The organism is Micromonospora sp. NPDC049175, assembly GCF_043197345.1.
Classification (GTDB): Bacteria; Actinomycetota; Actinomycetes; order Mycobacteriales; family Micromonosporaceae; genus Micromonospora.
This window is the reverse complement of sequence record NZ_JBICSY010000001.1, coordinates 130,943-157,115: the sequence shown is the minus strand read 5'-3', so window position 1 is coordinate 157,115 and position 26,173 is coordinate 130,943. Positions and strand designations below refer to the sequence as shown.

23 protein-coding genes are annotated in these 26,173 nt (G+C 71.6%); 10 read left to right on the top strand and 13 right to left on the bottom strand.

Features of this window, described 5'->3' with window-relative positions; genetic code table 11:
* Positions 1–24 precede the first annotated feature (24 nt).
* The 4 genes from ACGFH8_RS00650 (at position 25) to ACGFH8_RS00635 (ending at position 5,936) form a co-directional block, all read left to right on the top strand.
* Entirely contained in the window at positions 25–741 is a 717-nt protein-coding gene (locus ACGFH8_RS00650; RefSeq protein WP_393361251.1) for a DUF998 domain-containing protein, read from the top strand.
* Between the two features lie 385 nt (positions 742–1,126).
* A complete protein-coding gene (locus ACGFH8_RS00645) occupies positions 1,127–4,216 on the top strand; it encodes a S8 family serine peptidase (RefSeq protein ID WP_393361248.1) in 3,090 nt (1,029 codons plus the stop codon).
* Between the two features lie 185 nt (positions 4,217–4,401).
* Complete coding sequence (locus ACGFH8_RS00640; RefSeq protein WP_393361245.1) at positions 4,402–5,334, top strand: helix-turn-helix transcriptional regulator; 933 nt, start codon at positions 4,402–4,404, stop codon at positions 5,332–5,334.
* Positions 5,331–5,936, top strand: coding sequence for a short chain dehydrogenase (locus ACGFH8_RS00635; protein WP_393361242.1), 606 nt, complete (start codon positions 5,331–5,333; stop codon positions 5,934–5,936). Before ACGFH8_RS00640 ends, ACGFH8_RS00635 begins: the two co-directional genes overlap by 4 nt.
* A 26-nt stretch (positions 5,937–5,962) precedes the next feature.
* Here the strand turns inward: ACGFH8_RS00635 and ACGFH8_RS00630 are convergent, their stop codons facing one another.
* Together ACGFH8_RS00630 and ACGFH8_RS00625 are read right to left on the bottom strand one after the other, a co-directional pair.
* Entirely contained in the window at positions 5,963–6,403 is a 441-nt protein-coding gene (locus tag ACGFH8_RS00630; RefSeq protein ID WP_393361239.1) for a hypothetical protein, read from the bottom strand.
* Positions 6,404–6,531: 128 nt separating this feature from the next.
* Positions 6,532–7,014 (bottom strand): SUKH-3 domain-containing protein, encoded by a 483-nt coding sequence (locus ACGFH8_RS00625; RefSeq protein ID WP_393361236.1) that lies wholly within the window; start codon positions 7,012–7,014, stop codon positions 6,532–6,534.
* A gap of 103 nt (positions 7,015–7,117) precedes the next feature.
* Between ACGFH8_RS00625 and ACGFH8_RS00620 the strand changes: the two genes are divergently transcribed.
* Positions 7,118–8,077, top strand: a complete 960-nt coding sequence (locus tag ACGFH8_RS00620) for a GNAT family N-acetyltransferase (RefSeq protein ID WP_393361233.1) — start codon at positions 7,118–7,120, stop codon at positions 8,075–8,077.
* Between the two features lie 64 nt (positions 8,078–8,141).
* Here the strand turns inward: ACGFH8_RS00620 and ACGFH8_RS00615 are convergent, their stop codons facing one another.
* The 4 genes from ACGFH8_RS00615 to ACGFH8_RS00600 all read right to left on the bottom strand — a co-directional run bounded on the left by ACGFH8_RS00615 (position 8,142) and on the right by ACGFH8_RS00600 (position 11,730).
* The gene (locus ACGFH8_RS00615) at positions 8,142–8,852 is read right to left on the bottom strand and encodes a siderophore-interacting protein (RefSeq protein ID WP_393361230.1); all 711 of its coding nucleotides are present in this window, start codon (positions 8,850–8,852) and stop codon (positions 8,142–8,144) included.
* 120 nt (positions 8,853–8,972) lie between these two features.
* Entirely contained in the window at positions 8,973–9,581 is a 609-nt protein-coding gene (locus ACGFH8_RS00610) for a lactate utilization protein C (RefSeq protein WP_393361227.1), read from the bottom strand.
* Positions 9,578–10,957 (bottom strand): LutB/LldF family L-lactate oxidation iron-sulfur protein, encoded by a 1,380-nt coding sequence (locus ACGFH8_RS00605; protein WP_393361224.1) that lies wholly within the window; start codon positions 10,955–10,957, stop codon positions 9,578–9,580. Before ACGFH8_RS00605 ends, ACGFH8_RS00610 begins: the two co-directional genes overlap by 4 nt.
* Before the next feature lie 62 nt (positions 10,958–11,019).
* The gene (locus ACGFH8_RS00600) at positions 11,020–11,730 is read right to left on the bottom strand and encodes a (Fe-S)-binding protein (protein WP_393361221.1); all 711 of its coding nucleotides are present in this window, start codon (positions 11,728–11,730) and stop codon (positions 11,020–11,022) included.
* Between the two features lie 107 nt (positions 11,731–11,837).
* On the opposite strand from ACGFH8_RS00600, the gene ACGFH8_RS00595 reads away from it, so the two are divergent.
* From ACGFH8_RS00595 to ACGFH8_RS00580, 4 genes are all read left to right on the top strand, one after another.
* On the top strand, positions 11,838–12,677 hold the full coding sequence (locus ACGFH8_RS00595; protein WP_393361217.1) for a fumarylacetoacetate hydrolase family protein: 840 nt from the start codon (positions 11,838–11,840) through the stop codon (positions 12,675–12,677).
* A gap of 48 nt (positions 12,678–12,725) precedes the next feature.
* Positions 12,726–13,523: an SDR family NAD(P)-dependent oxidoreductase gene (locus tag ACGFH8_RS00590; protein WP_393361214.1), complete on the top strand. Its 798-nt coding sequence runs from the start codon at positions 12,726–12,728 to the stop codon at positions 13,521–13,523.
* 31 nt (positions 13,524–13,554) lie between these two features.
* On the top strand, positions 13,555–14,463 hold the full coding sequence (locus ACGFH8_RS00585) for a hypothetical protein (RefSeq protein WP_393361211.1): 909 nt from the start codon (positions 13,555–13,557) through the stop codon (positions 14,461–14,463).
* Between the two features lie 201 nt (positions 14,464–14,664).
* On the top strand, positions 14,665–15,612 hold the full coding sequence (locus tag ACGFH8_RS00580; RefSeq protein WP_393361208.1) for a metallophosphoesterase: 948 nt from the start codon (positions 14,665–14,667) through the stop codon (positions 15,610–15,612).
* A gap of 53 nt (positions 15,613–15,665) precedes the next feature.
* On the opposite strand, the gene ACGFH8_RS00575 is transcribed toward ACGFH8_RS00580, so the two are convergent.
* The 6 genes from ACGFH8_RS00575 to ACGFH8_RS00550 all read right to left on the bottom strand — a co-directional run bounded on the left by ACGFH8_RS00575 (position 15,666) and on the right by ACGFH8_RS00550 (position 21,996).
* Complete coding sequence (locus ACGFH8_RS00575; RefSeq protein WP_393361205.1) at positions 15,666–17,489, bottom strand: sensor histidine kinase; 1,824 nt, start codon at positions 17,487–17,489, stop codon at positions 15,666–15,668.
* Positions 17,486–18,187 (bottom strand): response regulator, encoded by a 702-nt coding sequence (locus tag ACGFH8_RS00570; RefSeq protein ID WP_393361203.1) that lies wholly within the window; start codon positions 18,185–18,187, stop codon positions 17,486–17,488. The genes ACGFH8_RS00575 and ACGFH8_RS00570 overlap by 4 nt, the downstream gene beginning before the upstream one ends.
* 73 nt (positions 18,188–18,260) lie before the next feature.
* Complete coding sequence (locus ACGFH8_RS00565; protein ID WP_393361200.1) at positions 18,261–19,490, bottom strand: ABC transporter permease; 1,230 nt, start codon at positions 19,488–19,490, stop codon at positions 18,261–18,263.
* Positions 19,487–20,176 (bottom strand): ABC transporter ATP-binding protein, encoded by a 690-nt coding sequence (locus tag ACGFH8_RS00560; protein WP_393361197.1) that lies wholly within the window; start codon positions 20,174–20,176, stop codon positions 19,487–19,489. Before ACGFH8_RS00560 ends, ACGFH8_RS00565 begins: the two co-directional genes overlap by 4 nt.
* Positions 20,173–21,405 (bottom strand): efflux RND transporter periplasmic adaptor subunit, encoded by a 1,233-nt coding sequence (locus ACGFH8_RS00555; RefSeq protein ID WP_393361194.1) that lies wholly within the window; start codon positions 21,403–21,405, stop codon positions 20,173–20,175. Before ACGFH8_RS00555 ends, ACGFH8_RS00560 begins: the two co-directional genes overlap by 4 nt.
* 6 nt (positions 21,406–21,411) lie before the next feature.
* A complete protein-coding gene (locus ACGFH8_RS00550) occupies positions 21,412–21,996 on the bottom strand; it encodes a hypothetical protein (RefSeq protein ID WP_393361191.1) in 585 nt (194 codons plus the stop codon).
* A 186-nt stretch (positions 21,997–22,182) separates the two neighbouring features.
* Here ACGFH8_RS00550 and ACGFH8_RS00545 point away from each other — a divergent pair, with 186 nt between their 5' ends.
* Entirely contained in the window at positions 22,183–22,761 is a 579-nt protein-coding gene (locus ACGFH8_RS00545) for a sigma-70 family RNA polymerase sigma factor (protein ID WP_393361189.1), read from the top strand.
* Positions 22,762–22,808: 47 nt separating this feature from the next.
* On the opposite strand, the gene ACGFH8_RS00540 is transcribed toward ACGFH8_RS00545, so the two are convergent.
* A complete protein-coding gene (locus tag ACGFH8_RS00540; RefSeq protein ID WP_393361186.1) occupies positions 22,809–26,168 on the bottom strand; it encodes a hypothetical protein in 3,360 nt (1,119 codons plus the stop codon).
* Positions 26,169–26,173 lie beyond the last annotated feature (5 nt).

The window sequence follows — 26,173 nt, the reverse complement described above, 5'->3', positions numbered from 1 at the left end:
GACCGATCAGTCATCCAAACGGAAATGGAAGACATCATGAGCAAGCTCCGGCCCCTCGCCGCTGCCGCCTTCCTGCTGGGCTCGGTGATCTATCTCGCCGCCGAAGCGATCACGGCCGCGGCGTGGAAATCGCCCAGCTACAGCTACGCCGACAACTGGATCAGCGACCTCGGATCCGCGACCGCCGGGGTGTTCCAAGGCCGCGAACTCGACTCGCCGCTGCACGTCGTCATGAACTCCGGATTCATCATTCAGGGCGTCCTCTTCGGGATCGCCGCGGTGCTGCTGTCGCGGATGATCAGCGGGCGGCGAACCTTCACCGCCGTGACGGGGATCGTGACCATGATCGGCTACATCCTTGTCGGAACCTTCCACGGTTCCCTGCAGGCGCAGCAGAACGGCACGCTTCCCCTGCACTTCACCGGAGCAACGCTGGCGATCCTCGGCGGCAACGTGCTTGCCCTCGTCCTGGGCATCCACTGGCGAAAGACTCCCCAGACGCGGCTGCTCGGCCTCATCAGCATCGTCGTGGGAGTATTCGGCCTGGTCTCCGTAACCGCTCTCTTCCTCACCTTCGATGCCGGCCTGCCCTCGGGCGCGATCGAACGCGGCTCCGTCTACACCATCGTCATCTGGCAACTCGCCGTCGCCGTCGCACTGCTCCGCGGCCGGGCCGACTCTGGCGCACCCCGCGTCGCCGCGACCAGTGCATCCACCACCACGGCATCCACAGGCAACTGACCTCCAGCTCCACCACCCCGATCACCGACCGGAAACACGCCCGAGGTCCGAAGCCCTCATCACCTCGGTGATCAGTCTCACTTCGTACCCAGGCAGCCTGTCGCTCGTCCAACCTCGACTTACCGGCGGACGGATACCTCACGGAGGGCGCTGGGTGACGATGGGGAAACGAGTGCGAGGAATAGGGGCGGCTGCGCTCAGTGCGGCGCTGGCCGTCGCGGGTGTGGGGCAGGCGGGGGCCGCCGAGTCCACCGGTACGGCGGTCCCCGGGAGCACCGGAGTCGACGCGGCGGAATCGCTGCGTACGGTGACTCTGGTTTCCGGCGACCGGGTTCGAGTGCGGTCCGGCACGTACGAGATCCAGCCTGGTCCCGGTCGCGAGCGGATGGTTTTCGCACAGCACCGGATTGGTGGCCACGACTACGTCATTCCGGCCGATGCGATGTCCATGATCGGTGCGCGGCGCGTCGACCGCCGACTGTTCGACATCACCGAGTTGCTGGCATCGAGGTACGACGACGCCGCGCAGACGGAGCTGCCGCTGCTGGTACGCGCGGCGGACCAGACCGCTGCCAGGCAGCGCGCTTCCGGCTACGCGGTGGTACGTGACCTGCCGGGGTTAGGGGCTCAGGCGGTCCGGGTCCCCAAGAAGCGGGCCGGAGAGTTCTGGAGGTCGCTCGACACGCAGGCTGCCGGCAAGACCGCGAGCGCGGCCGTGGAACGGGTGTGGTTGGACGGGCAGCGTCAGATCAGCCTGGACCGCAGTGTCCCGCAGATCGGTGCGCCAGCGGTGTGGCAGGCGGGCCGCACCGGCCGGGGCGTCACCGTCGCGGTGCTGGACACGGGCATCGACGCCAGGCACCCGGACTTCACCGGTCGGCTGGCGCAGGTACGCAACTTCACCGACGACCCGGACGCCGATGACCATTTGGGTCACGGCACCCACGTCGCCTCGACCATCGCCGGTTCGGGTGCCGCCTCCGGTGGCCGGTACAAGGGTGTGGCGCCGGACGCGACGTTGCTGGTCGGCAAGGTCTGCACCGATGATGGCTGCCCCGACTCCGCGATCCTCGCCGGGATGGAGTGGGCCGTCGCCAATGGCGCGGCGGTGGTGAACCTCAGCCTCGGCGGCGCCGACACCACCGAGACGGACCCGCTGAAGGAGGCGGTGGAGACGCTGACCGCGCGTGCGGGCACGCTCTTCGTCGTGGCCGCCGGCAACAGCGGGCCCCAGGCCCGAAGCATCAGTTCGCCGGCCAGCGCCGACTCCGCGTTGGCCGTGGGCGCGGTGGATGGCGCCGACACACTCGCCGAATACTCCAGCCGTGGCCCGCGGCTGACCGGTGGTGCGATCAAGCCGGAGATCACCGCACCGGGCGTGGACATCGTCGCCGCCCGGGCGCGCAATTTCGAGGCGGACGACCCGGTTGACGAGTCGTACACCCGAATGTCGGGAACCTCGATGGCGACGCCACACGTCGCCGGTTCCGCCGCGTTGCTCGCCCAACAGCACCCGAGCTTCCGGGCGGCGGATCTGAAGGCGACCCTGATGGGCACGGCCCGGCCCGCCGCGACGTACCGGCTGACCGAGCAGGGCGCGGGACGCGTCGATGTGGCGGCGGCGTCGGGCTCGACGGTGCGGGCGGACCCACCGGCGGTGGATCTCGGCATCGCGAGATGGCCCCACCAGGACGACCGGGCGGCCAGCCGTACCGTCGCCTTCCGCAATGACGGCGCGACGGCGGCAACGCTGTCGCTGACGGTCTCCCTGACCGGGCCGGACGGCGCCCACGCGCCGGAGGGCATGTTCCGCATCGAACCAGCGCAGCTCACCGTCGCGGCCGGTGGTTCGGCGTCGGCGACCATCACCGCCAGGACCGCCATTCCCGGCTCGGAAGGGGTGTACGAGGGGCGGGTGGTCGCCAGCGGCCCCGCTGGGGTCGTGCGGGTCCCGGTGACCATCGACCGGGAACCGGAGAGCTATGACCTGAAGCTCACGCACCTGGACCGGACGGGCAGCCTGACCGACAGCTACACCACCTCGCTGGACGGTCTCTCCGCCTCCGGCACCGTCGTGCCCTACGAGCCGGACGGGACGGCCAGCATCCGGCTCAGGGCCGGCAACTACCACCTCACCAGCATCCTCTCGGAGGAACACGGCGATGATCGCCTCGTGTCCCTGCTCACCCAGCCGCAGCTCGAACTGACGGCGGACACCACAGTCGTGCTGGACGCCCGGCTCGCCAAGTCCAACACGGTGACCGTGCCCAGGCCGGCGGCAACGCCAAACGGATCGGTCGTCGGGTACTACCGCCACCTTCCGGACGGTGGTCTGAACTCCGCGTCGGTGGTTTCGCTCGACGGCATGGCACCGCTGTTCGCCGCACAGCTCGGTCCCGCGCTCGCCGGGCACGTGATGCGGGGACGTCTGCAGACGGTCTTCACCGAGCCAGGCCCGGACGGCCAGTTCGGGTCCGGGTCGCACCGCTACCACCTGGCCTGGTTCCCGTCCGGACAGGTGCCGTCCGGGATCCGCAAGGAGGTGCGGCCCACGGATCTGGCGCAGGTGACCGCGACGTATCCCGCGAGCGGGTCGGGCACGATCGGTGAGAAGGTGGTCACGGCGTCACGTCCGGACTACACCGAAGCGGTGTCCTTCGGCGGCCTTGTTCCCCTGCCGGGCACGCGCACCGAGTACTACTCCCGAGCGGACGACACCCGATGGTCGGCCGATGTCAGGATGGGGGAGGTCGAACAGATGTCGGCGCCCACCGCCTATCCCGCCGGCCGGCAGACCGAATCGTGGCAGGCGGGCCCGCTGGGCCCGGGCTTCCCGGCACTCCCGTCCATCATCGCGGTCTATTCCGACGGTCACTGGGTCACCCGACAGGGAAATCGGATCGTCGCCGCCGTTCCGCTCTTCTCCGACCGGGATATCCGGCACGCCGGCTTCGCCGACACCACGTCCTACACACGGCAACTGTTCCGCGACGGGAAGCTGGTGCCCTCGATCGACGGTTTCGACTACGAGGTGCCCGCGGCGGCGGCGAACTACCGCTACAGCGTCACCGCAACCCGAGACGCCGAACTCTCCACCCGCGTGCAGGCCGAGTGGACGTTCCGCTCCGAGAAGTCGGAGCAGTTCACCCAACTGCCGGTCATGGCGGTGCGCTTCGCACCCGCGCTCGACGGCGACAACGCGGCGCCGGCCGGCAGAGCACTCCGCATCCCGGTCACCGTGCAGCGGCAGGCCGGTGCGACGCCAGCACAGGTACGGTCGCTGACCGTCGAGGTGTCGTACGACGACGGCCGGACCTGGCAGTCCGCATCGGTCCGCGAGTCCGGTGCTGGCTGGCTCGCCGACGTGCGTCATCCGGCCGGCGCTGGCTACGCCACGCTCCGCGCGTACGCGGTGGACCAGAGCGGCAACACGGTGCGCCAGACCATCACCCGCGCGTACCGCATCAAGGGCTGACCTCGGCGCACGCCCGCAGCTGAGATGACCGACGCCCTGCTGGCCCCGATTCCACGTCGGGGCCAGCAGGGTCAGCCCGCAGCGCGGTGTAGCCGCTCGCCTCGACCTACTACCCTCGGGGCTTTTGATATCTGGCCTGGCGGATGGAGCAGGTAACCCACGGAGGTCCGCGAAGGTGTCCCTGTTTGGGGCAGGCGGAAATCGGCGATCGGCGCGACGATGGGCCGGTGGTCAACAAAGGGGCGAACGATCTCGGCGGCTTTCTGCGGAGCCGACGCGAACGCCTGACGCCAGACGTTGCGGGTATCGAGCCCGGCGCTACTCATCGGCGAGTCCCGGGACTGCGCAGGGAAGAGCTGGCCGAACTCGCGGGGGTCAGTATCGGCTACTACACGCGACTGGAGCAGGGGGCCAGCGGTAGCGCTTCTGGCGCCGTCATCGACGCGCTGGCCGCGGCGTTGCAGCTCTCTCCGGCTGAGCACGAACACCTGCGGATCCTTGCCGCTCCGCGACGACCGACCCGTCCTCGTGCGCGTAGAAGCAAGCTGAGGCCCTCGGTACGTGAACTGCTCGCCGCCATGCCTGGAACACCAGCGGTCGTGATCGATCACCGCGCCGACGTCCTCGCGTGGAACGATCTCGGGCACGCTCTGCTGGCCGGCCATGTCGACGTCGACGCCCCGGACACGCGGATTCGGCCGAACATCGCCCGAATGCTGTTCCTCGACCCGCACCACCGCGCGTTGTATTGCGACTGGCACGCCAAGGCGCAGGTCACCGTCGCGGCGCTGCATCAGGCGGTCGCGCGGCACCCGGCCGACCCAGATCTCGAACAGATCGTCGGCCAACTCGCCGTCGACAGCCCGGAGTTCGCGCGAATGTGGGCGCGACGCCCCGTCCGAACGTGCTCGTACTACCTACGAGAACTCGACCATCCTGTCGTCGGGCGAGTGACTCTGGCGAACGAGACGGTCACCCTGCCCGACGATGACCAGCAAATCGGCCTGTTCTACGCGCGTCCCGGCGCATCTGACGCCGACGCGCTCACCTTGCTGGCACAGAGCCTCGAACCACGCGTCGCGCCAGGAACCCCTTCCCGGAAGGAGAGAGCACGATGAGGATCGTCGTCGTCGGCGGCGCCGGCACCATCGGACGACGTTTGGTGCCCGCACTGCGATCGCGCGGCCACGACGTTGTCGTGGCCGGGCGCACCTCGGGTGACGTCCACGTCGACCTGACCTCGCACTCGACCATCGAGGCCATGTACCGCGAGGTCGGGGCGGTCGACAGCGTCGTGAGCATCGCAGCGCACGGTGCGCTCGACGAGTTCACGACGCTGACATCCGACGCGCTGCGTGACAACATGCGAGCCAAGTTCTTCGGGCAGGCAGATCTGGTTCTCACCGGCCAGCACCACTGCGCCGACGGCGCCTCCTTCACCCTGACCTCCGGTATCTTCGCCGACCAGGCATGGCCACACGTCACCGGCGGCGGCGTCATCAGCGGCGCCCTGCACAGCTTCGGCCTGTCGGCCGCGATCGAGCTGCCACGGGGTATGCGGATCAACGTGGTCAGCCCCACGATGATCGGCGACTCCGTCGACGCCTTCGCCGAACACTTCCCCGGCATGCGTCCGGTGCCGATGGGCGAACTAGTCGGCCACTACCTGCGCTGCGTCGAAGGTGGCGACACCGGCCGCATCATCCGGGCGTACGGCTGACCGCATGCACCATCCGGCCTGGGGCATCACCGCGTTCGGAAGGGTGAGGCGGTCGGAGTCGACGCCGGGTCGTAGTTGGCGTCGGATTGAAATAGGACGATTCCGCTCGCCGAGTCCAGCAAGTATGAGACTGACACGGCCGAACCTTCCTCGCCGTCGCTCCAATCGAGGCCGGTCCCGCCGCGCCATTTCGGCTCGGTGGGCAGCCAGGACGACAGCCGGGGGTGTGGCGCGGCATCGTCGGGAATGTCCACGTCCAAGGCTGTCGTCAGTTCGGTCAGCCTGGCAACGTCCGCCGGCCCAACCCGGACCGCGCCCTCACGCACCAGGAAGAGGTCGCCGACGTTGAAGTCGCAGCGGCCGTTCTCTGTCCACTGCCACCAATGGACCTCCAGGACCTGACCCAGCGGCTGCAACTCGGGCTCGATCGGCGCGCTCTCGGTGTGCACGGATGCGTCGACCGTCACCTCCGGCTCCGGGCAGCTGAACGGCATGGAACAGCCACTCTGGGACGTCGATAGCGCGACCAGGGCAAGAACGGCCACCACGCGGCGCCTCACGTCACTTTTTCGCCAGGAGGCAACTCGGCCGTGTTTCAGGGGCCAGAATATCGGTCGATCTGGCCGCCGGCTTGGAGCTGCGTGGGCATCGTTCCCTCGCACAACGCAATCAGGCCCTGGTCGCCTGGCCCGAAAGCGGCAACCCAGGTCTCGACCAGGAGAATCACGCCCCGATCGTCCATCCCGAGGAAGAACCGACCCTGGTCCAACTCGCCCAACGGGTAGAGCGACCGTCCGATCTTGCCACCCCACGCGAGGAACCGACCCTCCTCACCGACGCAGAGCGAAGGATTCAGCTCGAACGGGACGGGCGCCGTCGTCCGTCCCGGTCCATGAACATCAACGACGAGGTCGCCGAACTCGCTGAGGAATGCCTCTGCTGCCGGGTGCATGTCGAGCCCAAGCAGCTCCGCTCGCCATCGCGCCGTTTCCACCCGCCGCCCCAAGAACCACCCGGCGCGCTGCAACGGCCAGCCGAACCGAGCCGAGAGGCCCGCCAACGGGCCGTCTGACCTCACTTCACGCAACAATGCGAGTAGCGGCCCGTAGCGCGGGTGCGGCGGTCGTCGCGATGACCGGGCGTGCGGTCCTGCGAGAAACTGGCACGGAGAAGGCGGGACAGTGGCGGTGGAGCAGTTCGGTTCTCTGGCGGAGGCCGGCGTCACGATGCGTCCCTATGCGGGTGCCAGTGACATCGCTGGCGTCCAGGCCGTCCGTGCCGAGGTGCACCGGGCCGACGGCGATCTCTGGCTGCCCGGTCCCGATACCAGCGAGGACCCCAAGGGCGTACACCCGTTCTGTCTGATCGCCCAAGCCGGCTCCGGGCGAACCGTGGGTTTCACCTGGATGGACTGGTGGTCCGAAGGGGCCGATACCCGGGTCTACCTGCTGAGCGGATGTGTGGAACCAGGGTGGCGCCGACGGGGCATCGGCACCGCGATGCTGCGGTGGCAGGAGGCACAGGCCATCGAGTTCGACCGCGGCGGGCCGGTCGACGGCCGGAGCGTCTTCGCCGCGAACGTGGGCGAGCACCAACCGGGCAATCTGGCACTGCTGACAGCTCACGGCTACCGGGTCGCGTTCACGGCCGTCGACATGGCCCACGACCTGCACGGTCTACCGGACGGCGACGTTCGGCTGCCCGAAGGGCTCATCCAGCGTCCGGTGGAGGCTGCCCACCACCCCCGGATCCACCAGGTGATCGAGGAGTGCTTCGCGGGGGCACGCGACGGCTACCGGCCCAGGACCTACGAGGAGTACCTCCGCGACGTCCAGGACGTCGACATCTGGTGCGTCGTGTGGGCGGGGGACGACATCGCAGCGGTAGTGGTGACCGAGTTGCAGGCCGACGGCACGGCGCTGACGCCGTGGGTTGCCGTGGGCACCGCCTGGCGCCGGCGGGGCGTCGGTCTTGCGGTGCTGAGGCGCACGCTGCGCACGTTGGCGGAAGCGGGAGTCTCGACGGCCCGACTCAGCACGGTCGCGGAGAATCCGAACAACAGCGTTCGGTTGTACGAGAAGGCGGGATACCGGGTGACCGCGTGGCAACCCCGTTACCGCAAACCAGTCGAGGCGTGCTGAGCGGAGGCGGGCCAACCCTGCTCGGGGGCGGCGATCGCCGTCCGGCGTGACGCTTGGTCGGTGCTCAGTCCAGGCCGGTGCGGCCCTCGGCCCAATATGCCTTGCCCATGACCTGCCGGGGTTTGCGCGTCCACCCACGGCTGTCTCGCCGTACGGCGTGCACGGTCGCGGCGTCGCCGGTGACGACGAGGGTGTACGGCGCCTGGATGGCCGCCGCACGGCAGTGGTGGAGAAGCGCGACCGGGTCGGCGTCCTTCGTGACAACCGTCAGTCGTTCGGTGATCCCCAGTTGGGCGAGCACGTCGGTGAGCGCGACGGGATCGCGTGCCTCGAAGACGTAGAACGTCTCGGCGGGAAGGGTGCCCAACGCGCGGGCGAGCGCCACGCTTGTCTCGTCCCCGACGAAGAGCACGGGGCCCGTGGCCGCGCGCAGGTCGATCGAGCGCCGTGGCCCGAGGACCTCGCAGGTCTGGCCCTCTGTCACCCGCTCGAACCACTGCCTCGCCGGACCGTTGCCGTGCGTGTAGACGACCAGCTCCGTCACGCCCCGGGCGGCGTCCCAACTCGTGGGTGTGTAGGTGCGTAGGCTCATCGAGCCGCGCCGTGGCCGGAGCTGGAGTTTCGCCCCGGGCACCCAGGTCGCCTTCCGGAACGCCTCGGCCGACAGCGTCATCCGAACGAACTCGGGTGAGAGCTGGCGGAGGCCTGTGACGTGGGCGTTGTCCAAGATGGCACCACTGGCGAGGTCGGCCAGGCGTCCGGCGAGTCCGGTCATCGTTCCTCACTTCAGGCTTCGTTGTGGTGTGGCCGCGTGTCCGAACCCGCGGACATGCTGGCACAAGCCGAGACATCGCTTCGCCAGCTCACCCGACCGGTCGTGGCGCGGCGGGTGCCGTCACGCTCGGGAGGTGTCGCCGACGAGCACGACCTCCAGTCGGCGTGGGCCGTGCACGCCCTCGACCCGGTCGAGTTCGATGTCGCTTGTCGCGGACGGGCCCGAGATCCAGGTCTGGGGCGCGCGTGGGTCGAGCCGGGTCAGCGCCTCCGGCAGCAGGCCGACGACCTGGTCGGTGCGGACGACGCAGATGTGCCGGTCGGGCACCAGGGTGAGCGCTCGCCGCCCCTGGGTCGGGCCGGCGTCGAGGATGATGGTGCCGGTGTCGGCGACCGCCACGGCACAACCGGTCAGGACCGCGTCCATCGTGTCGAGCTCGGCCGGTGTCAGCGGGGGAGCGTCGCGGCGCGCCCGCCCGACGTGGCCGGTCAACCAGTCGGCGGGCACGTCGGTGGGGACGGCGAGCCGGTCGACCTCGGCCAGCAGCCCGGCCAGGGCGTCGATGCCGCGATGGACGGTCGCCCGGTAGTCCACCAGCCGGTCGACGAAGACCTCGACCAGGTCGGGGCGGTCGTCGGCCCGGCGGTATCGGCGGGGCACCCGTACCGGGGGCGGGTTGTCGGCCAGGGCCGTCCGCAGCCGCGCCAGGATCTCGTCGCGGGCGGTCACTGCTGCTCCCACCACTCGCGGAAGGTCTGCGGCGCGGGCAGCGGCAGGTCCCGGGACCGGGTCCACGCCGAGGCGGGCCAGGGCAGCCGGCGCAGCGTCCGAGCGCCGGTGCGCCATTCGCGGTACGCGCCGAGCGGCCCCGCGCCCCGGCGGGCCAGCCGCAGGGCGGCGGCCCAGCGCCGGGGGCTGCGCATCACCCAGGACAGGACGCGCATGGCGGCCCGTTCCGCACGTGGATGCGGTGCCTGCTGGCGGAGGTGGACGAGGATCTCCGGGATGTTGATCTTCACTGGGCACACGTCGTAGCAGGCGCCGCAGAGCGTCGACGCGTACGGCAGGGAGGCGTTGTCGGCCACCCCGGTCAACTGGGGCGACAGGATCGCCCCGATCGGCCCCGGATACACCGAGCCGTACGCGTGTCCGCCGGCCCGCTCGTACACCGGGCAGACGTTGAGACACGCGGAGCAGCGGATGCAGGACAGCGCCGGCCGCCCGACCGGGTCGGCGAGCACCGCGGACCGGCCATTGTCGACGAGCACGACATGCACGTCCTGCGGGCCGTCCCCGGGGGTGACGCCGGTCCACATCGAGGTGTACGGGTTCATCCGCTCACCGGTCGAGGACCGCGGCAGCAGTTGCAGGAAGACCTCCAGGTCGGTGAAGGTCGGCAGCAGCTTCTCGACGCCCACGACGCTGATCAGCGTCCCCGGCAGCGTGAGGCACATCCGCCCGTTGCCCTCGGACTCCACCACCACGAGCGTGCCGGTGTCGGCGATGGCGAAGTTCGCGCCGGACACGGCGACCCGGGCCGCGAGGAAACGTCGCCGCAGGTGGGCGCGGGCCACCTCGGCCAGGGCGGCCGGCTCGTCGCTGAGGTCGGCCGGCGCGTCCGGCATGCGACGCTGGAAGATGTCCCGGATCTGGGTCCGGTTCTTGTGGATCGCCGGCACCAGGATGTGCGACGGGGTGTCGTCGCCGAGCTGCACGATCAGCTCCGCGAGGTCGGTCTCGTACGCGGCGATCCCGGCCGCCTCCAGGGCCTCGTTGAGCTCGATCTCCTGCGTGGCCATCGACTTGACCTTCACGACCTCGTCGGCGCCGGTGGCCCGGGTCAGCTCGACGACGATCCGGCAGGCCTCGGCCGCGTCCCGGGCCCAGTGCACGGTGGCGCCGGCGGCGGTGGCGGACGCCTCGAACTGCTCCAGCAGCTCCGGCAACCGGCGTTGGACGTCCGCCTTGATCGCGGCGCCGGCGTCGCGCAGAGCCTCCCAGTCGGGCACCTCGTCGACGACCCGGGCGCGCTTGGCGCGGATGGTGCGGGTGGCCCGGTGCAGGTTGGCCCGAAGCTGCGTGTCGGCGACGGCCGGCTTCGCCATCGTGGGAAAGGGCAGTGGGACGCGGATCCGCCCGCTCCCGGTGGCCGGTGCGACCGGCCCGTTCACGAGGTGGCCCCCGTCGCGGCGAGGATCTCGGCGTAGTGCAGGGCCCGCACGCCCGACCGGTGGCGGTCCAGGCCGCCACCGATGTGGGCCAGGCAGGAGTTGTCGGCGGCGGCGAGCACCCGTGCTCCGGTCTCGCCGACCCGGGCGCACTTGTCGGTGAGCATCGCGGTGGAGACGTCCGGGTTCTTCAGGGCGAACGTGCCGCCGAAGCCGCAGCACTCCTCGGCGTCGGCCAGCTCGACCAACCGGATGCCGCGCACCTGACGCAGCAGTCGCAGCGGCCGGTCACCCAGCCGCAGCAGTCGCAGCCCGTGGCAGGTGGGGTGGTAGGTCACCGTTTCCGGGAACTCGGCGCCGACGTCGGTGACGCCGAGGACGTCGACGAGCAGCTCGGACAGCTCGTAGGTGCGCTCGGCCACCGACGCGGCGGGCGGGTGCAGCCGTGGGTACTGGTCGCGGATCATCGCGGTGCACGACCCGGACGGCACGACGACGGCGTCGTAGGCGTCGAAGACGTCGACGTAGTTGCGCACCATCGGCATCGCCTCAGCCCGGTAGCCGGTGTTGGCGTGCATCTGCCCGCAGCAGGTCTGGCCCGTCGGGAAGTCGACGGTGTGGCCGAGCCGGCGCAGGATGCGGGTGACCGCGATGCCGGTGCCCGGATAGGCGATGTCGTTGACGCAGGTGATGAAGAGGGCTATCCGCATGGCGGCGTCGACCCGCCTTGACTGTGTTGGTGTGAGCGAGTACACACTGGCGAAGCAAGATCCTATCGGAAACGACTCTGCCGCCACCAGGCACCGGAGGATGGTTCGTGAGATTCATGCGCGTCGGGCCCGTCGGGCGGGAACGCCCCGTCCTGTCCGTCGACGGCCGGCACTTCGACCTCTCGTCGCTGACCGCCGACATCGACGCGGAGTTCCTCGGCGCGGACGGCGTCCGGCGCGTCCGCGAGGCCACCGACCTGCCCGAGATCGACGTCACCGGGCAGCGGGTCGGCGCACCGATCGCCCGTCCCGGTGTGGTCCTCTGCGTCGGGCAGAACTACGCCGCGCACGCCGCCGAGTCGGGCGCCGAGCCACCCACCGCCCCGATCATCTTCTACAAGGCGCCCAACACCGTCGTCGGCCCCTACGACGACGTCCTGATCCCACGGGGCTCGACGAAGACCGACTGGGAGGTGGAGCTGGCGGTGGTGATCGGCCGGCAGGCCCGCTACCTCGCCTCGCCGGCCGACGCTCTCGGGCACATCGCCGGGTACGCGCTGTCCAACGACGTCTCCGAGCGCGACTTCCAGCTCGCCGTGTCCGGTGGGCAGTGGTCGAAGGGCAAGTCCTGCGAGACGTTCCAACCGCTCGGCCCCTGGCTGGTCACCCCGGACGAGATCGACGACCCGCAGGCGCTGCGGCTGCGCTCCTGGGTCAACGGCGAGCCCCGGCAGGACTCCACGACGAAGGACATGATCTTCGACGTGGCGTACCTGATCTGGCACCTGTCCCAGTACACCGTCCTGGACCCGGGCGACGTCATCAACACCGGCACCCCGCAGGGCGTGGCGCTCTCCGGCCGGTTCCCGTACCTGGCCGCCGGCGACGTGATGGAGGTCGAAATCGAGGGCCTCGGCCGGCAGCGAAACACGCTGGAAGCCGCCTGAACGGCGGTGGGTGTCGACTCGGAGGACGGCTCGGGAGGGGAGCGAGGCATGCGGTGTGACGGTCTGGTGGCGGTGGTGACCGGAGGTGGCTCGGGGATCGGCCACGCCTGTGTGCGGGCGTTCCTGGCCGCCGGCGCCCGGGTGGGAGTGCTGGACCTGGACGTGTCGGGTCTCCCCGAGGACCCGCGCGTGCACGGCGTCCGGGCGGACGTGGCCGACAGGTCCTCCCTCGCCTCGGCCGTCGCCTCGGTCGCCGACACCTTCGGCGGCATCGATATCCTGGTCAACAACGCCGCCATCTCCGCCGTGGGCACGGTGGAGGACAACGACGACGAGGCGTGGAGCCGGGTACTCGACGTCAACGTCGCCGGTGTGGCCCGGATGAGCGCCGTCGCCCTTCCGTACCTGCGCCGGTCGTCGTCCGCGGCGATCGTCAACATCTCCTCGATCGCGGCGACCGTCGGCCTGCCCCAGCGCGCCCTCTACTCGGCGTCGAAGGGCGCCGTGCACGCCCTCACCCTCGCCATGGCCGCCGACCTGGTCACCGAGGGGGTCCGGGTCAACTGTGTCGCCCCCGGCACCGTGGACACGCCCTGGGTGGCCCGCCTGCTCGCCGGCGCGGCCGACCCGACGGCGGAGAAGCGGCAACTCGCGTCCCGCCAGCCGACGGGGCGGTTGGTGACCGCCGACGAGGTGGCCGCCGCCGTCGTCTATCTCGCGTCGCCGGCGACCGGGTCGGTGACCGGGTCGTCGCTTCCGGTGGACGGCGGCATGTCCGGCCTGCGGCTACCCGCCCGGGCCGCCTCCGCGCCGGCCCCGGCGCAGCCGGGAGCGGTCGCCTCCTGAGGGGGCCGGCGGCGCGTGACATGATTGCGCCATGGGGAAACAGCAGGACGTCGGCGAGCCCGACCGTCACAGCGGGTCCGACGTCGCCGACCACCGTCCGATCGGTGGCAGCGCTGACGCCCGGCTCGCCCTGGCCCAGGACCCCACCACGCCACAGATGACACTTATCGACCTGGCGTCCGATCCGTCGGCGGTGGTCCGCAAGGCGGTCGCCGCTCGGGCCGACGCGCCGGCGCAGGCACTGCGGCCGCTGACCCGCGACCATGACCGGCAGGTACGCGAGGCCGTGGCGAGCAACCCCTCGGCCTCGATCGCCAACCTCATGCGTCTCGTCAAGGACGCCGACCGGTGGATCCGCTGGGCGGTCGGCAGCAACCCCGCCTGTGACGAGTCGATCCGCCGGGTCATGTCCGAGGCATCGGACAAGGAGCTTCGCGGTCTCCTCGCGGAGCGCCGGGACCTGGAGCCGGAGCTGGCCGCCAAGCTTGTCGACGACGTCTCACCCGAGGTACGGGAGCGACTCGCCAGCCACACCCACGACCCGGACGTGCTCACCGCCCTGCTTGCCGATCGCACCGCACGCGTCCGCAAGGGGTTGGCCCGTAACCCGCGGACCACCGCCGCGCAGCGCAGCGCGCTCGCCGCGGACCCGGTGGTCGACGTCCGCGTCGCGCTCGTGCGTGCCGTCGAGGTGGACGAGGCGGACCTGACGCGCCTGCTCGACGATCGCTCGGTGCAGGTCCGCCTGGCGATGGCGACCTCCGAGATCGTTCCGGCGCACATCCGGCAGGCCCTCACCCGCGATCCCGACGAGATGGTGGCCAGCGCGGCCCGGGACTTCCGCCCGGGGTCCGGCAACTCCTCGGCGGTGCGGGCTCCCCGCATCGCCCACCGGCCCTCCACCGCCGGCGCGGGTCGCCGCGGCGGCACGTCCCGGTAGGGGGGAGTCGGTCGCCTCGCCGCCGCGGCGGAGGTGGATCACCCTCGCGGAGGAAGCGACCCATGTACTCAGGACCGTTTCCAGACATTTACATCTGCCGTACCAATCCTCTCTAGGCTGCGAATACCCAGTTCCTGGGCGTATCTCGGCAGGAGAGGACCAGCGGTGCGTATCAGGAGATCCAGGTCAAGGTTCGTGGCGATGGCGATGGCGGTCGTCGTCGCGGGGGGCACAGTTGGTGGCGGTGCGATTCGTACGGCGGCCGCCGACGCCACCGACACGAAGTTCAGCTTCGCCGTCCTGCCGGACACCCAGCAGGAGGTGATCAACAGCAGCGACACCCGCTTCCTCAACCGCACCAACTGGCTGGTGCGGAACCGGTCCGCGCTGGACCTGCGCTTCGTGACCTCCTCCGGTGACGTGGTCAACTGGGACACCCCGGACCACGCGCAGTACGTCACCGCCCGCAGCGCGATGCGCCCGATCGAAAACGCCGCCATCCCGTACGCCCTGGCCCTCGGCAACCACGACACCCAGGCCCCCGGCGTCGGCGGCCCGGTCCGCGACCCCGCCCGCGAACTCATCCGCGACACCACGGTGTTCAACCAGTACTTCACCGTCAGCCAGTACCGCGCGGTCAAGGGGCAGTTCGAGGCCGGCAAGGTCGACAACTCGTACTCGACATTCGAGGCCGGCGGCGCGCAGTGGTTGGTGCTGACCCTGGAACTCTGGCCCCGGGTCGCGGCCGTCAACTGGGCCAGGAACGTCGTCGCGGCAAACCCCCGGCACAACGTCATCGTGGTCACCCACGACTACATCGACGGCAACGGCGCCATCGAGCAGAGCGCCGGGTTCGGCGCGACCAGCCCGCAGTATCTCTTCGACAACCTGGTCAAGCAGTACGCCAACATCCGGTTCGTCTTCTCCGGTCACACCGGCATCGCCGGCAACCGGGTCGACACCGGAGTCAACGGCAACAAGATCTATTCGTTCCTCCAGACGTTCCACTCCAACTCCACGAACCCGGTCCGCCTGGTCGAGATCGACACCGCCGCCAACTCGCTGCGGACCTGGATCTACGCGCCGCACACCAACAGATCCTTCACCGAGTACGACAGGTCGTTCTCGGGTATCGGGGTGGTCCGCTGACGCGTACCCCGGTCAGTGTCGTGGTCCCGGCGGTTGGCGGCGGAACCGCCGCGTCAACCGCCGAGGCCCGGCAGTCGGACGGTGCAGAGCGTGCCCCGGCCCGGTTCGCTCTGCACCTCGATCGTGCCGCCGTGGGCCTCGGTCAGGTGGCGCGCGATCGCCAGGCCGAGCCCGCTGCCGCCCGTCACCCGGCTGCGCGACTCGTCGGCCCGCCAGAAACGGTCGAAGATCCTCGGCAGGTCGGCCGCGGCGATGCCGCTGCCGGTGTCCCGGACGGAGATGGTCGTGCCGCTCGCGCCGACCGTGACCGAGCCGCCGGACGGGGTGTGACGGATGGCGTTCGAGATCAGGTTGCCGACCACCTGTCGTAGGCGCACCTGATCGGCGTGCACCACCGGATCGCCCACGACGCCGAGTTCCAGGCGTACCCCGGCCGCGAGCGCGCTGCCCCGTTGGCTGTCGACCACGTGGGTGAGCACGTCCCGCAGGTCGGTCGGCTCCAGGTCGATCCGCAGCGTGCCCGCGTCGGCGGCTGCCAGGTCGCCGAGGTCGTCGATGATGTGCTGGAGCAGCAGCGCCTCCTCGTGCAGTAGCGCCAGCAGGTGGGCGTCGGTCGGGGCCAGGTCGTCCTGGGCCGCCTCCAGCCAGATACGGATGTTGCTCAGTGGGGTACGCAGCTCGTGCGCCACGTCGTTGACCATGGTGCGGCGTTGCGCCTCGGCCCGGTCCCGACGTCGCGCGGAGTCGTTCAGGGCGCGCGCCAACCGGCCGATCTCGTCGCGGCCGGCCACCGGTGCGGGCGTGCGCAGTTCGGCCGCGACGGCGAGGTCGCGCAGCGGTCGCACCAGGCGTCGCCCGACGAGTACGGTCGCCGCGACGGTGGCGAGCAGGATCGCGCCGGTGACCGCCACGATCCGTCCGATGCTGCCACCGGACAGGCTCAGCGTGGTGCGGCCGGTGCCGGGCGCGGTGACGAACAGCAGCGCGCGGGGCGCCACGTACGGTCGGAGTTGGGTCCGACGCGCTGATTCGACGCAGCCCTGCACGACGCCGACCGGCCCGGCCGGCTTGAGCAGTGACGGCGGCTTCACCTCGATGTCGTCGTGCGCGGTCCGGACGACAGCCGAATCGCTCAGATACGCCGTGAAGGTCGGCGTGATGCGTAACTGGGAGGCGCGGTCGCCCAGGCCGAGACAGCGGGCGGTCAGGGTGGCCAGCGTCTCGAGTGCCTTCTTCTCGGCGGCACTGACCAGGCTGTCGAGCGCGAACCCGCAGCTCTCGGTCACGGACCGGGTCAGGGGCCGCTCGGCCTCGGCGCGGACGGTGGTGAGCACGACACTCGGGCGGCCGGTCTTCGCGATCTCGATGGCACCGTCGTAGCCCACCTTGTTGAAGCAGGTCAGGGTGTTCTTGGCCACCTCGTTCAGCACGTACCGGTCGTCGGACGGCACGACGTAGGGCCCGACGGCCCGCTCGTCGATGTGTGCGTCGCCGCCGGTCAGGCCCAGGTCGACCGAGAGCGGGTCCACCACGGCCGAGGGGCGGGTGTTCCGCAGCGACGGCCCGGCCTGCGAGTCGAGGATGACCCGGTGGTCGTCGGTGGTCAGCGTGATGCGGCGACCCAGCTCGGCGGCGCGCGCGTGCACCAGGTCGGCGGCCCCCGACCAGTCGTGGTGGGTGGCCGCGTAACCGACGAGCGCCTGGTAGACGGCCTTGTCGTCGGCGACCGCGCCGCCCTGCTCGTGGTTGATCGCGCGGGTGGTCGTGGTCGCCGCCAGCCAGGCGGTGGCCGAGATCGCGGCCAGCGCGATCACCACGGAGGCGACCAGCAGCCGGGTCACCAGGCTGTGCCGCAGCGGCACCCGGTCCTTGCTCACGGCGTCGGGCCCGGAGTCAGCTTGTAACCCACACCGTGCACGGTGAGCAACTGCTGGGGACGTCTCGGGTCATGTTCGATCTTGCGGCGCAGATTCACCACGTGCACGTCGATGGTGCGTTCGGTCGAGCTGCGGTCGAGGCCACGGGTGTGGTGCAGCAACTGGGCCCGGGTGAAGACCCGGTCCGGTTGCTCCGACATGGCGGCCAGGATGGCGAACTCGCCACGGGTGCACTCGACCCGCTCACCGTCGACGGTCACGTGGTGCCCGACCGGGTCGACGCTGATCCGACCGGTCTGCCGGATACCGCGGGCGGCGGGCTCGGGCGCGCCCCGGGACGCGCGGCGCAGCAGCGTACGGGTGCGGGCCACCAACTCCCGTGGGCTGAACGGCTTGGTCAGGTAGTCGTCGGCGCCGAGGTCCAGGCCGAGCAGCAGGTCACTCTCGGCGCTGCGCGCGGTGAGCATGAGCACCAGGACGTCCGACTCCCGCCGCAGCGTGCGGCATACCTGTAAGCCGTCCATTCCTGGCATCATCACGTCCAGGATCAGCAGTTCGGGCCGGTCCCGGCGGGCGGCGTCCAGCGCCGCCCGCCCGTCGTGAACCACGATCGTCTCGTGGCCGGCGGCCACCAGATAGCGGCGGATCCCCTCCGCGTGCCGCAGATCGTCGTCAGCAACCAGGACCATCGCACACATGCCGGCGATGATAGGTCGCCGCTGCGGCGCCGAACCGATTGCCGGCCCGACCTGACAGATTCCTAACGGCAGCTCAGACACTCGACAGTGACTCGGTGGGATCGAGCGAGGCCGCCCGCATGGCCGGGTAGACCCCCGCCAACACCCCGATGATCAGCGCGCCTCCCAGCCCGACGGCGGCGGCCGCCGCCGGGATGGTCACCGGCCAGTCCTGCAGGGTCGCGTAGCCGGCGACGGCCACCGCGCCGGCCAGCACTCCGGCCGCTCCGCCAAGGGCCGACAGCACGATCGACTCGGTCACGAACTGGATGCGCACCTGGCCCCGATTCGCGCCCAGGGCCCGGCGCAGGCCGATCTCGCGGCGTCGCTCCAGCACCGAGATGTACATCGTGTTGGCCACGCCGATGCCGCCGACGAGCAACGCGATCCCGGCCAGCCCCAACAGCAGCGAGTTGAAGGTCTGCCGCACCGCCTGCTTGGCGGCGAGCCCGTCGGAGGGACGACTGACGAGAACGTCGCTCGGATGCTCCGGGTTGGCCGTGGCGGCCAGCACCGAACGCACCGCCACGACCTGGGCGTCGGTGGTCTGCACGTAGATCCGGGTCGGGTGCCCGTCGAAGCGCAGCCAGCGGTTGGCCGCCTCCCAGCCGATCATCGCGGAGCGGTCGATCTCGGGCGCGAGTGGCACCGCGTCGAGGATGCCGATCACGCTGAACCGCTGCCCGCCGAGGTGGACCTGCAGCGGCTGGGCGAGGTCGACGGCGGCGAAGCCGAGCCGCTGGGCGGCCACCGAGCCGAGGACCACGGTCGGCAGGCGTTCCATCGCGGCATCCAGGAAGCGGCCGGAGCGTACCCGGCCGTCGATCGCCGCGAGCAGGTTGGCCCTGGTGGCGACGACCGCGATGGCGTTGTAGTCGCCGGCGCCGGTCCGGTCCGAGCGGGCGACGTTCAGCCCGAAGTCGGCGGTCGCGCTCGCCACCGTCACCGGCGCGATCCGGGACACCATGTCCACCGACTCGACGGGCAGCTGCACCGGTGGCTCGCGGTTGGGCGCCGGTGTGACCTGCAGCCGGTTGGTGCCCAGGGCGGCCAGCTTCTCCTCGAGCGCCCGCTGGCTCGACGCGGGAATCCCGGTGACCAGGACCAGGGTGGCGATGCCGATCGCGATGCCGAGCGCCGACAGCGCGGCCCGCGCCGGCCGCGTGCGGAGACCGAGCAGGCCCAGACCGACCAGGTCGGCAGGGGCCAACCGGACCGGTGCGGCGTCCCGGTCCACTCTCGCCGCTCGACGGGTACGCCTCATGCCGGCGCACCGCCGGCCGCGGAGTCGGACACCAGGCGGCCGTCCAGGATGCGGAGCTGTCGGGGCACCCGGGCGGCCACCTCGTGATCGTGGGTGATCAGCGCGATCGTGGTCCCCTCCCGGTTCAACTCGGTCAGCAGGTCCAGCACGGCCGAGCCGGTGGCCGCGTCGAGCGCCCCGGTCGGTTCGTCGGCCAACACGAGCGCGGGACGGTTGACGAGCGCCCGGGCAATCGCCACCCGTTGGCGTTCGCCACCCGAGAGCGCCTGGGGACGGTGGTCGGCGCGGTGGGCCAGACCGACCCGCTCCAGTGCCGTCACGGCCAGCGCCCGGCGGTGCCGGCGGTGTACGCCGGCGTAGAGCAGGCCGGTCGCGACGTTCTCGGTCGCGCTCAGCCCGTCGGTGAGATGGAACTGCTGGAACACGAAACCCAGCCAGCGGCCACGCAGGCTGGACAACTGCCGGTCGGACATGGTGGTGAGGTCCCGCCCGCCGATCAGCACCCGGCCCTCGGTGGGCCGGTCCAGCGTGCCCATGATGTTGAGCAGGGTGGACTTTCCCGACCCGGACGGCCCCAGGATGGCCACGAACTCGCCCGCGTCGATCCGCAACGAGACGTCGCACAGCGCCGTCACGTCCCTGCCGTAGCGCCGGCTGGCGCCATCGATCTCCAGCACCGTCGTCACGACGTCGTCACCACCCGGGTGCCGGCGGTGATGCCCGTACCGGTGATCTGCACCATGCCGTCGGCGAACAGGCCCACCTTCACCGCGACCAGAGCGCCGTCGGAGATCTGGACGCCGTAGCCGCCGCCGCTGAGCGCGAGCAGCGCGCCGACCGGGACGGCGAGCACGTCGCGCTCGGTGGTGCCGGTGAACCGGACCTCGACGGTGGCCGAGCTGATGTTCTGGATCGCCGCGGCATCGTCCACCGCGATCACGACCTGCACCTTCGGACCCTCCGAGCCCGGATTGTCGCCGTCCGACGAGCTGGCCTGGACGTTGCTGCTCACCGAGGTGATGGTGCCGCTGGTGTGCGAGCTGTCCGGAAGGGTGATCTGCACCTTCTGGCCCGCACCGAGGTCGTCGGCCCGACTGGCGTCGATCTCGACGGAGACCGCCTTGGCCTGGTCGCTGATCGCCATCAGGTTGCCGGTGGCGTCGTCGCCGAGTTGGGCCGAAGCCACGCCCACCCGCACCGCACCGGGCAGCACCAGGACGTCGCCGAGGGTCACGGTGCCGGTCGCCGGACGTACGCCCTTGGCCGTCTGCCAGCGTTTCACGGCGTCCTTGAGCGATCGGGTGAAGACGGCGTCCTGGCTGGTCACGACGGTCTGGTACGCCCCCGTGCCGGAGGCCGCCGGCGTCGAACCCGGCTTGTTCGCCTCCCCGTTCGCGCCCTGGTCGCCGGTGGCCGGGCTCGACAGGCCCTGGTCGCCGGCGGCCGGTGTCGACAGGCCCTGGACGGTCACCCGGGTGCCCGGCGCGGGTTGGGACCCGATCCGGTAGCCGAGCGCCCGCAGGTTGTCGGCCAGCACCTTGACGTCGCGGCCGACCATGCCGATCACGTCGATGTCGCGGAACATCGGCGACGACCCGTAGAAGAGGATCACCGGCCGGTCACCGGAGCGATACATGATGTCACCGCGGGCGATCGTGGCGCCGGGCTTCGGCAGCCAGGTGAGCACCCCGGGCGCGACACCCCGCAGGGTGCGCTGCTTGCGGTAGCCGACCGTGCCGCTCTCGGCCCAGTAGTCGGAGAGGTCGGTCCGGACCACCTCGACCGTGGCCACCTTGGCCGCGGCCGGCTGCGCGGCCGGAGAGTCGTCGCCGGCGCTGGCGTGGACGGCGTAGCCCGCGCCGCCCAGCGCGAGCACGCCGCACGTGATGGTGATGATGAGGGGTTTCGTTCGCATGATCGGCTACCGCTGCGTGAAGGCCGAGATCTCACACTGACGCTGGATCTCCATGCCCGCGTCGCTGTTCGCCTTCTCGAGGTTGGCCTTGGTCTCCGGCGCGACCCAGATGTCGGCGTTGTCGGTGCCCCCTTGTCGGATCTCCATCGACAGGCCGTGCTCCCGGACGCACTGCAGTTTCTCGCGGAGGTCGTCGGCGAAGTTCGGGTTCTGGTGCGGGTCGAGCTCGGGAGCGCCCAGCGGCTCCTTGTCGGCGCACGCGTCCACGGCCGGCTGATACTTCTTCTCGTCCATCTTGTAGCTGAGCAGCGGGCCGCCGTTGCCGTCCTTCGCCGGTGCCGAGGGCACGCCGTGCTGCGTCCAGCAGGCGTAATAGGCGCCGTAGAGGCGGTCGATCTCCTGCTTGCTCGCGCCTAGGGGGAGCTGGCGGTCGGCGTTGCTTGTCGAACCGGCCGGGCCGGCGCTCGCCGACGTGGTCGCGCCCGGGATCGCGGCCACCTCCGGCCCCGACCCCAACGAGTCGCCGCCGCAGGCCGCGAGCGACAACAGCAGACCCACCAAACCGATCATCTTCACGTTCGTTGTGCGCATGCCGGTCAGCCTGGTCGCCGCATGTCAGCAATGTGTTAGGTGCGCACACCGTTTTCACAGGCGCGGTCAGGTCCCGGGAACTTTCCCGGGCCCGCCGCCGACCACCAGAGTGCGCGGCTGAGCGGCGCGATCCGATGACGGCATCTCGGCATGGAGGAGCGCCCGTGGCACCCAGGACGGTGGTCTGTGCGCAACGGCGCCGCTGACGACGAGCAGGTGACCCGGTGGGCGCAGGAGGCGGGCCGGGGCGACCGGCAGGCCGCCACGGCGTTCGTCCGCGCACTGCAGGACCAGGTCTGGCGGTTCCTGTCGCACCTGGCCGGGCCGGGTGAGGCCGACGACCTGACCCAGGAGACGTTCCTGCGGGCGTTTCGCAACCTGCCCGGCTTCGCCGGCCGCTCGTCGGCGCGTACCTGGGTGTTCACGATCGCGCGCCGCGTCGCCGTGGATCACGTCCGGACGGCGGTCGTCCGGCCACGATTGGCGTCGGTGCCGGACTGGCAGGCGGCGGCCGAGGCCGCCGGCGCCATCACGGCCGGCGCCGACGAGGGTGTCACCCTCCAGCAGGTGATCGCGGGTCTGAGCCGCGAGCGTCGCGAGGCGTTCGTGGCCACGCACGTGCTCGGCCTGTCCTACGCCGAGGCCGCGGAAGTCTGCCAGTGTCCCGTCGGCACGATCCGCTCTCGCGTCGCCCGGGCCCGCGAGGATCTCGTCGCCGCCTGGCAGGCCGACGGGGGTCCGACCCGTAGTCGGCGAACCGGCTGAGGGCGCATCGAGGCACGGTGCGGCCGGCCGCCGGACCGCGGCACCCGTCAGTCCGCCGCCATGCAGATGCCGAAGGCGCCGTCGCGGACGTCGGCGACCGGGTGCCTCCGCAGCGACCGGAGCAGGTCCCGCCAGGGCTCCGCCCACCCGCGTGCCCGGCCCTCGTGCACCAGGGCCACCGCGAACAGGCCGGTGGTGGCATCGCCGCGCGCGGCGAGGGTGCGGGCCGTGGCGAGCACGAGGTCCGGATCGGGTGCCACCGGGGACCACCGCGCCGTCCGCTGGCTGAGGAGGTCGGCCAGCCGGGCGGCGAGCGCCGGCCGACCGGCGACCAGCTCGGCGATCTCGACCACGTCGGCGGTGAGCTGCTCCGGTGTGGTGCCGCTGAGCCGCAGCAACGCGGTCAGCAGCGTGGCCGCCTCGGCGACGTACGCCGGGTGCTGTCCCAGTTCGCGGGCAGCCGCCTGCGCCGGAGCCCGGTCCCGGTGCGACTCGGCGGACCGCGCCCAGGTCCCCGCCTGGCCCAGGATGGCGTCGACGCGCCGCCGGGCCGGGCGGTCCGCGAAGGGCCCACCGTCGTCCGGGTCGGCCTCGTCCATGCCGAGCAGGGCCCGCAGGGCGGTGGAGAGCACGTCCCGTTCGGGTCGATCGGGGTGGTCGAGCATCGCGCCGACGATCGGATGCGCCGACGGCCAGGCGGAGTGGCCGCCGAGGTCGGTGAGCGCCGCCGTGACCAGGTCGCCGATATCCGGCCCCCAGGGCATCCACCGCGCCATCCGGGGCCAGGCCGACCGGGCGACGTCGTGGTGCGGGCTCGCGCAGGCGAGCGCCACGAGGGCGCCGTAGCGGGGCCGGTCCGGCGCGGCGACCTGCTCCGGCGACGTCGCCAGGACGCTCTGCGCCTCCTCGGGACCGCCGGTGGCCGCCTCTTCGAGGATCACCCAGCTCTCCGGTGCCGGTAGCCGCTGCCGGGCCGCGTCGACGACCGCCACCCGGACGTCGCGGTGCTGGTCGGGTTGCCGCCACGCCGCCAGCAGCACCGGCATCGTCGCCGGCGGGCCGAACTGGCCGAGCAGTCGCAGCGACGCCTTGCGGCTGGTCACCTTGCCCCGGCCGAGGGCCACCCGCGACAGGGGCGTCAGGAGGTCGGTCGGCCGGATGAACCGGGCCGCGCGGCTGGCGGCGTACAGGGCGACCCGGGCCCGATCGTCGTCGGCGTGCGCCAGCAGCAGCGGCAGCGCCTCGTCCGGTCGGTCGGTCCACGGCAGCGCGCCCAGCGCCGCCTCGGCCAGGGTGACGTCCGCGGACTCGGTGTACCGCAGCACCAGGTCCCGACCCGCGCCGGGGATCGGCGCGGCGGCCCGGATGGCGGCGGCGCGGCCATGCCGCGGCGTGCCGGCATCGGCGGCGACCTGCGCCAGCAGGCGTACGTAGGCCTGCTGCTGCCGGGGCAGCCACCGCTCGGCGTGCTCGGGTGGGCCGGGAACCCAGCGGGCGCCGGCGGTCAGGAACGCCCCGCTGGGCGGTGGGCCGAGCAGCACCCGGTCGAGCAGGTCGGTACGCCGTGTGCTGACCGTCCGCCACACCGTGGGGAACGTGATGGTGGACAGGTCGCGGGCCAGCACCTGCTCGACCCGCTGCGCCCGGGTCGTCGGGTCGGCCAGCCACAGCTCGACGGCTTGGCGGACGACCCCGGCGACAGTGCCCGGCGTGCCCGCCCGGCGCAGCAACTCCTGGAGCTGGGGCAACCGCCAGGCCCGCCGTCCGAGGGCCCGGGTCACCGCGAACAGCTCGGTGCGCTGCCCACGGGTCATGCCCGCCTCGATCCAGGGCCGCAGCCGGGCGAAGACCATCTCCTCCTGGCCGTGGCGCAGCGTCTTGTCGAGCCGGGGCAGCGGGGGAAGCCGGTGGCCGCCGAAGAGTCGGTCGAGGGTCTTCAGTGCCCATCCCAACAGGGCCGGGTCGTCGTGGTGCTGGCCCAGCACTCCGACGGCGAGGCTGCCGAGCGCGGCCAGGGTACGGCTCGACGCGTCGCGCGTGGTCGTCGCGTCGACGGTGAGCTGGGTCAGCGTCTCGACCGAGTCCGCGCGCAGCAACCGGGACAGCTCGGCCAGGGCGGTCAGGGCCGCGGCGCGGACCGGGTCCTGCTCGTTGCGCAGCCGACCCAGCCGGGCCACCGCCTCGGCCACCGCCGCCGGGTCTGCGCTGCGCCGCGCAGCGGCCAGCAGCAGCTCGTACGCGACGGCACGGTCCTGCGCGTCGGCCGCGCCCAGCGCCGGGCCGAGCACCGCGGACGCCTCCGGCCAGGGCAGGAACGCGCTCCACGACCGCACCGCCGCCACGTCGTGGCGGACCCGGTCCAGTGCCAGCACCCGGCGGGCCTCCCGCGCTCGCCAGGCGCGGGGCAGCACCTCGATCAGCGGCGGATCCGGGATCTGGGCGGCGGTCTCCACGCCGTCGTGTACCGCGTCGTAGAGGACGCCCCGCCGAGACGGTGCGACGGCCGCCAACAGCCGGTCCAACGAGTTGTTGTGGCCCCGCACCCGCCGACCCAACTCGACCAGCTCCGCGTCCGGCAGGCGACCCAGCCTGCGCAGCAGCGCCGGAGGTAGCCACTGGTAGGGCACCCAGCCCGCCCGGGAGGGGGCGACCAGCATCGTCAGGACCCGTTCCGGCGACGCGGCGGCGAGCGGGCCGTAGGCGGTCAGGTCGCCGGGGAGGTGATCGGTCGGGGCGTAGCGTTCCAGCAGCGTCAGCACGTGTCGCGGCCGATCCCGGCCGGCCAGCAGGACGCCACTGGAATGCGTCATCCACCAGGTGACGCGCTGGCGCGGGCCGAGGCCTGCCAACACCGCCTCGGCCTGCTCCAGCAGCACGTCGCCGTGGCGACGGGCCAGTGGCGCCCACCCCGGCACCGTGTGCTCGACGACCGGCAGCAGCCGGCGGACCGTGTCCGGACCGCAGGCCGGCAGCAGCGTGGCCACCTCCGCGGCGCCGAAGCGATCCCACACGCCGTCGACCAGCCCGTCGGCGATCGCCGGGCGGCGTAGGCGCCGCAGCGAGCGGTAGACCAGGCTGCGCAGGTCGGCAGGCGCGTCGCGCACGAGCGCCAGCAGGTCGTCGCCGGCGAGCCAACCGGCGCGCAGGCCGGCCTTCACCGCGACGGCCCGGATCACGCGGTCCGGGTCATCGAGCGCCAGCCGCACCGCCGCGTGGTCACCGACGATCTGGCTGGCGGTGACCGCCAGCAACCTGTGGTACGCCGTCCCGGCGCGCAGGTCCGCCAGCACCACCGGAAGGTCACCAGTGGTGGCGAGGTCACCGACTCGACGCGCGAGCGTCGCCATCCGCTGCGGGTACGGCAGCACGTCGAGGTCGTCGAGCAGGTGCTGTGTCGGTCTCTGCACGGCGC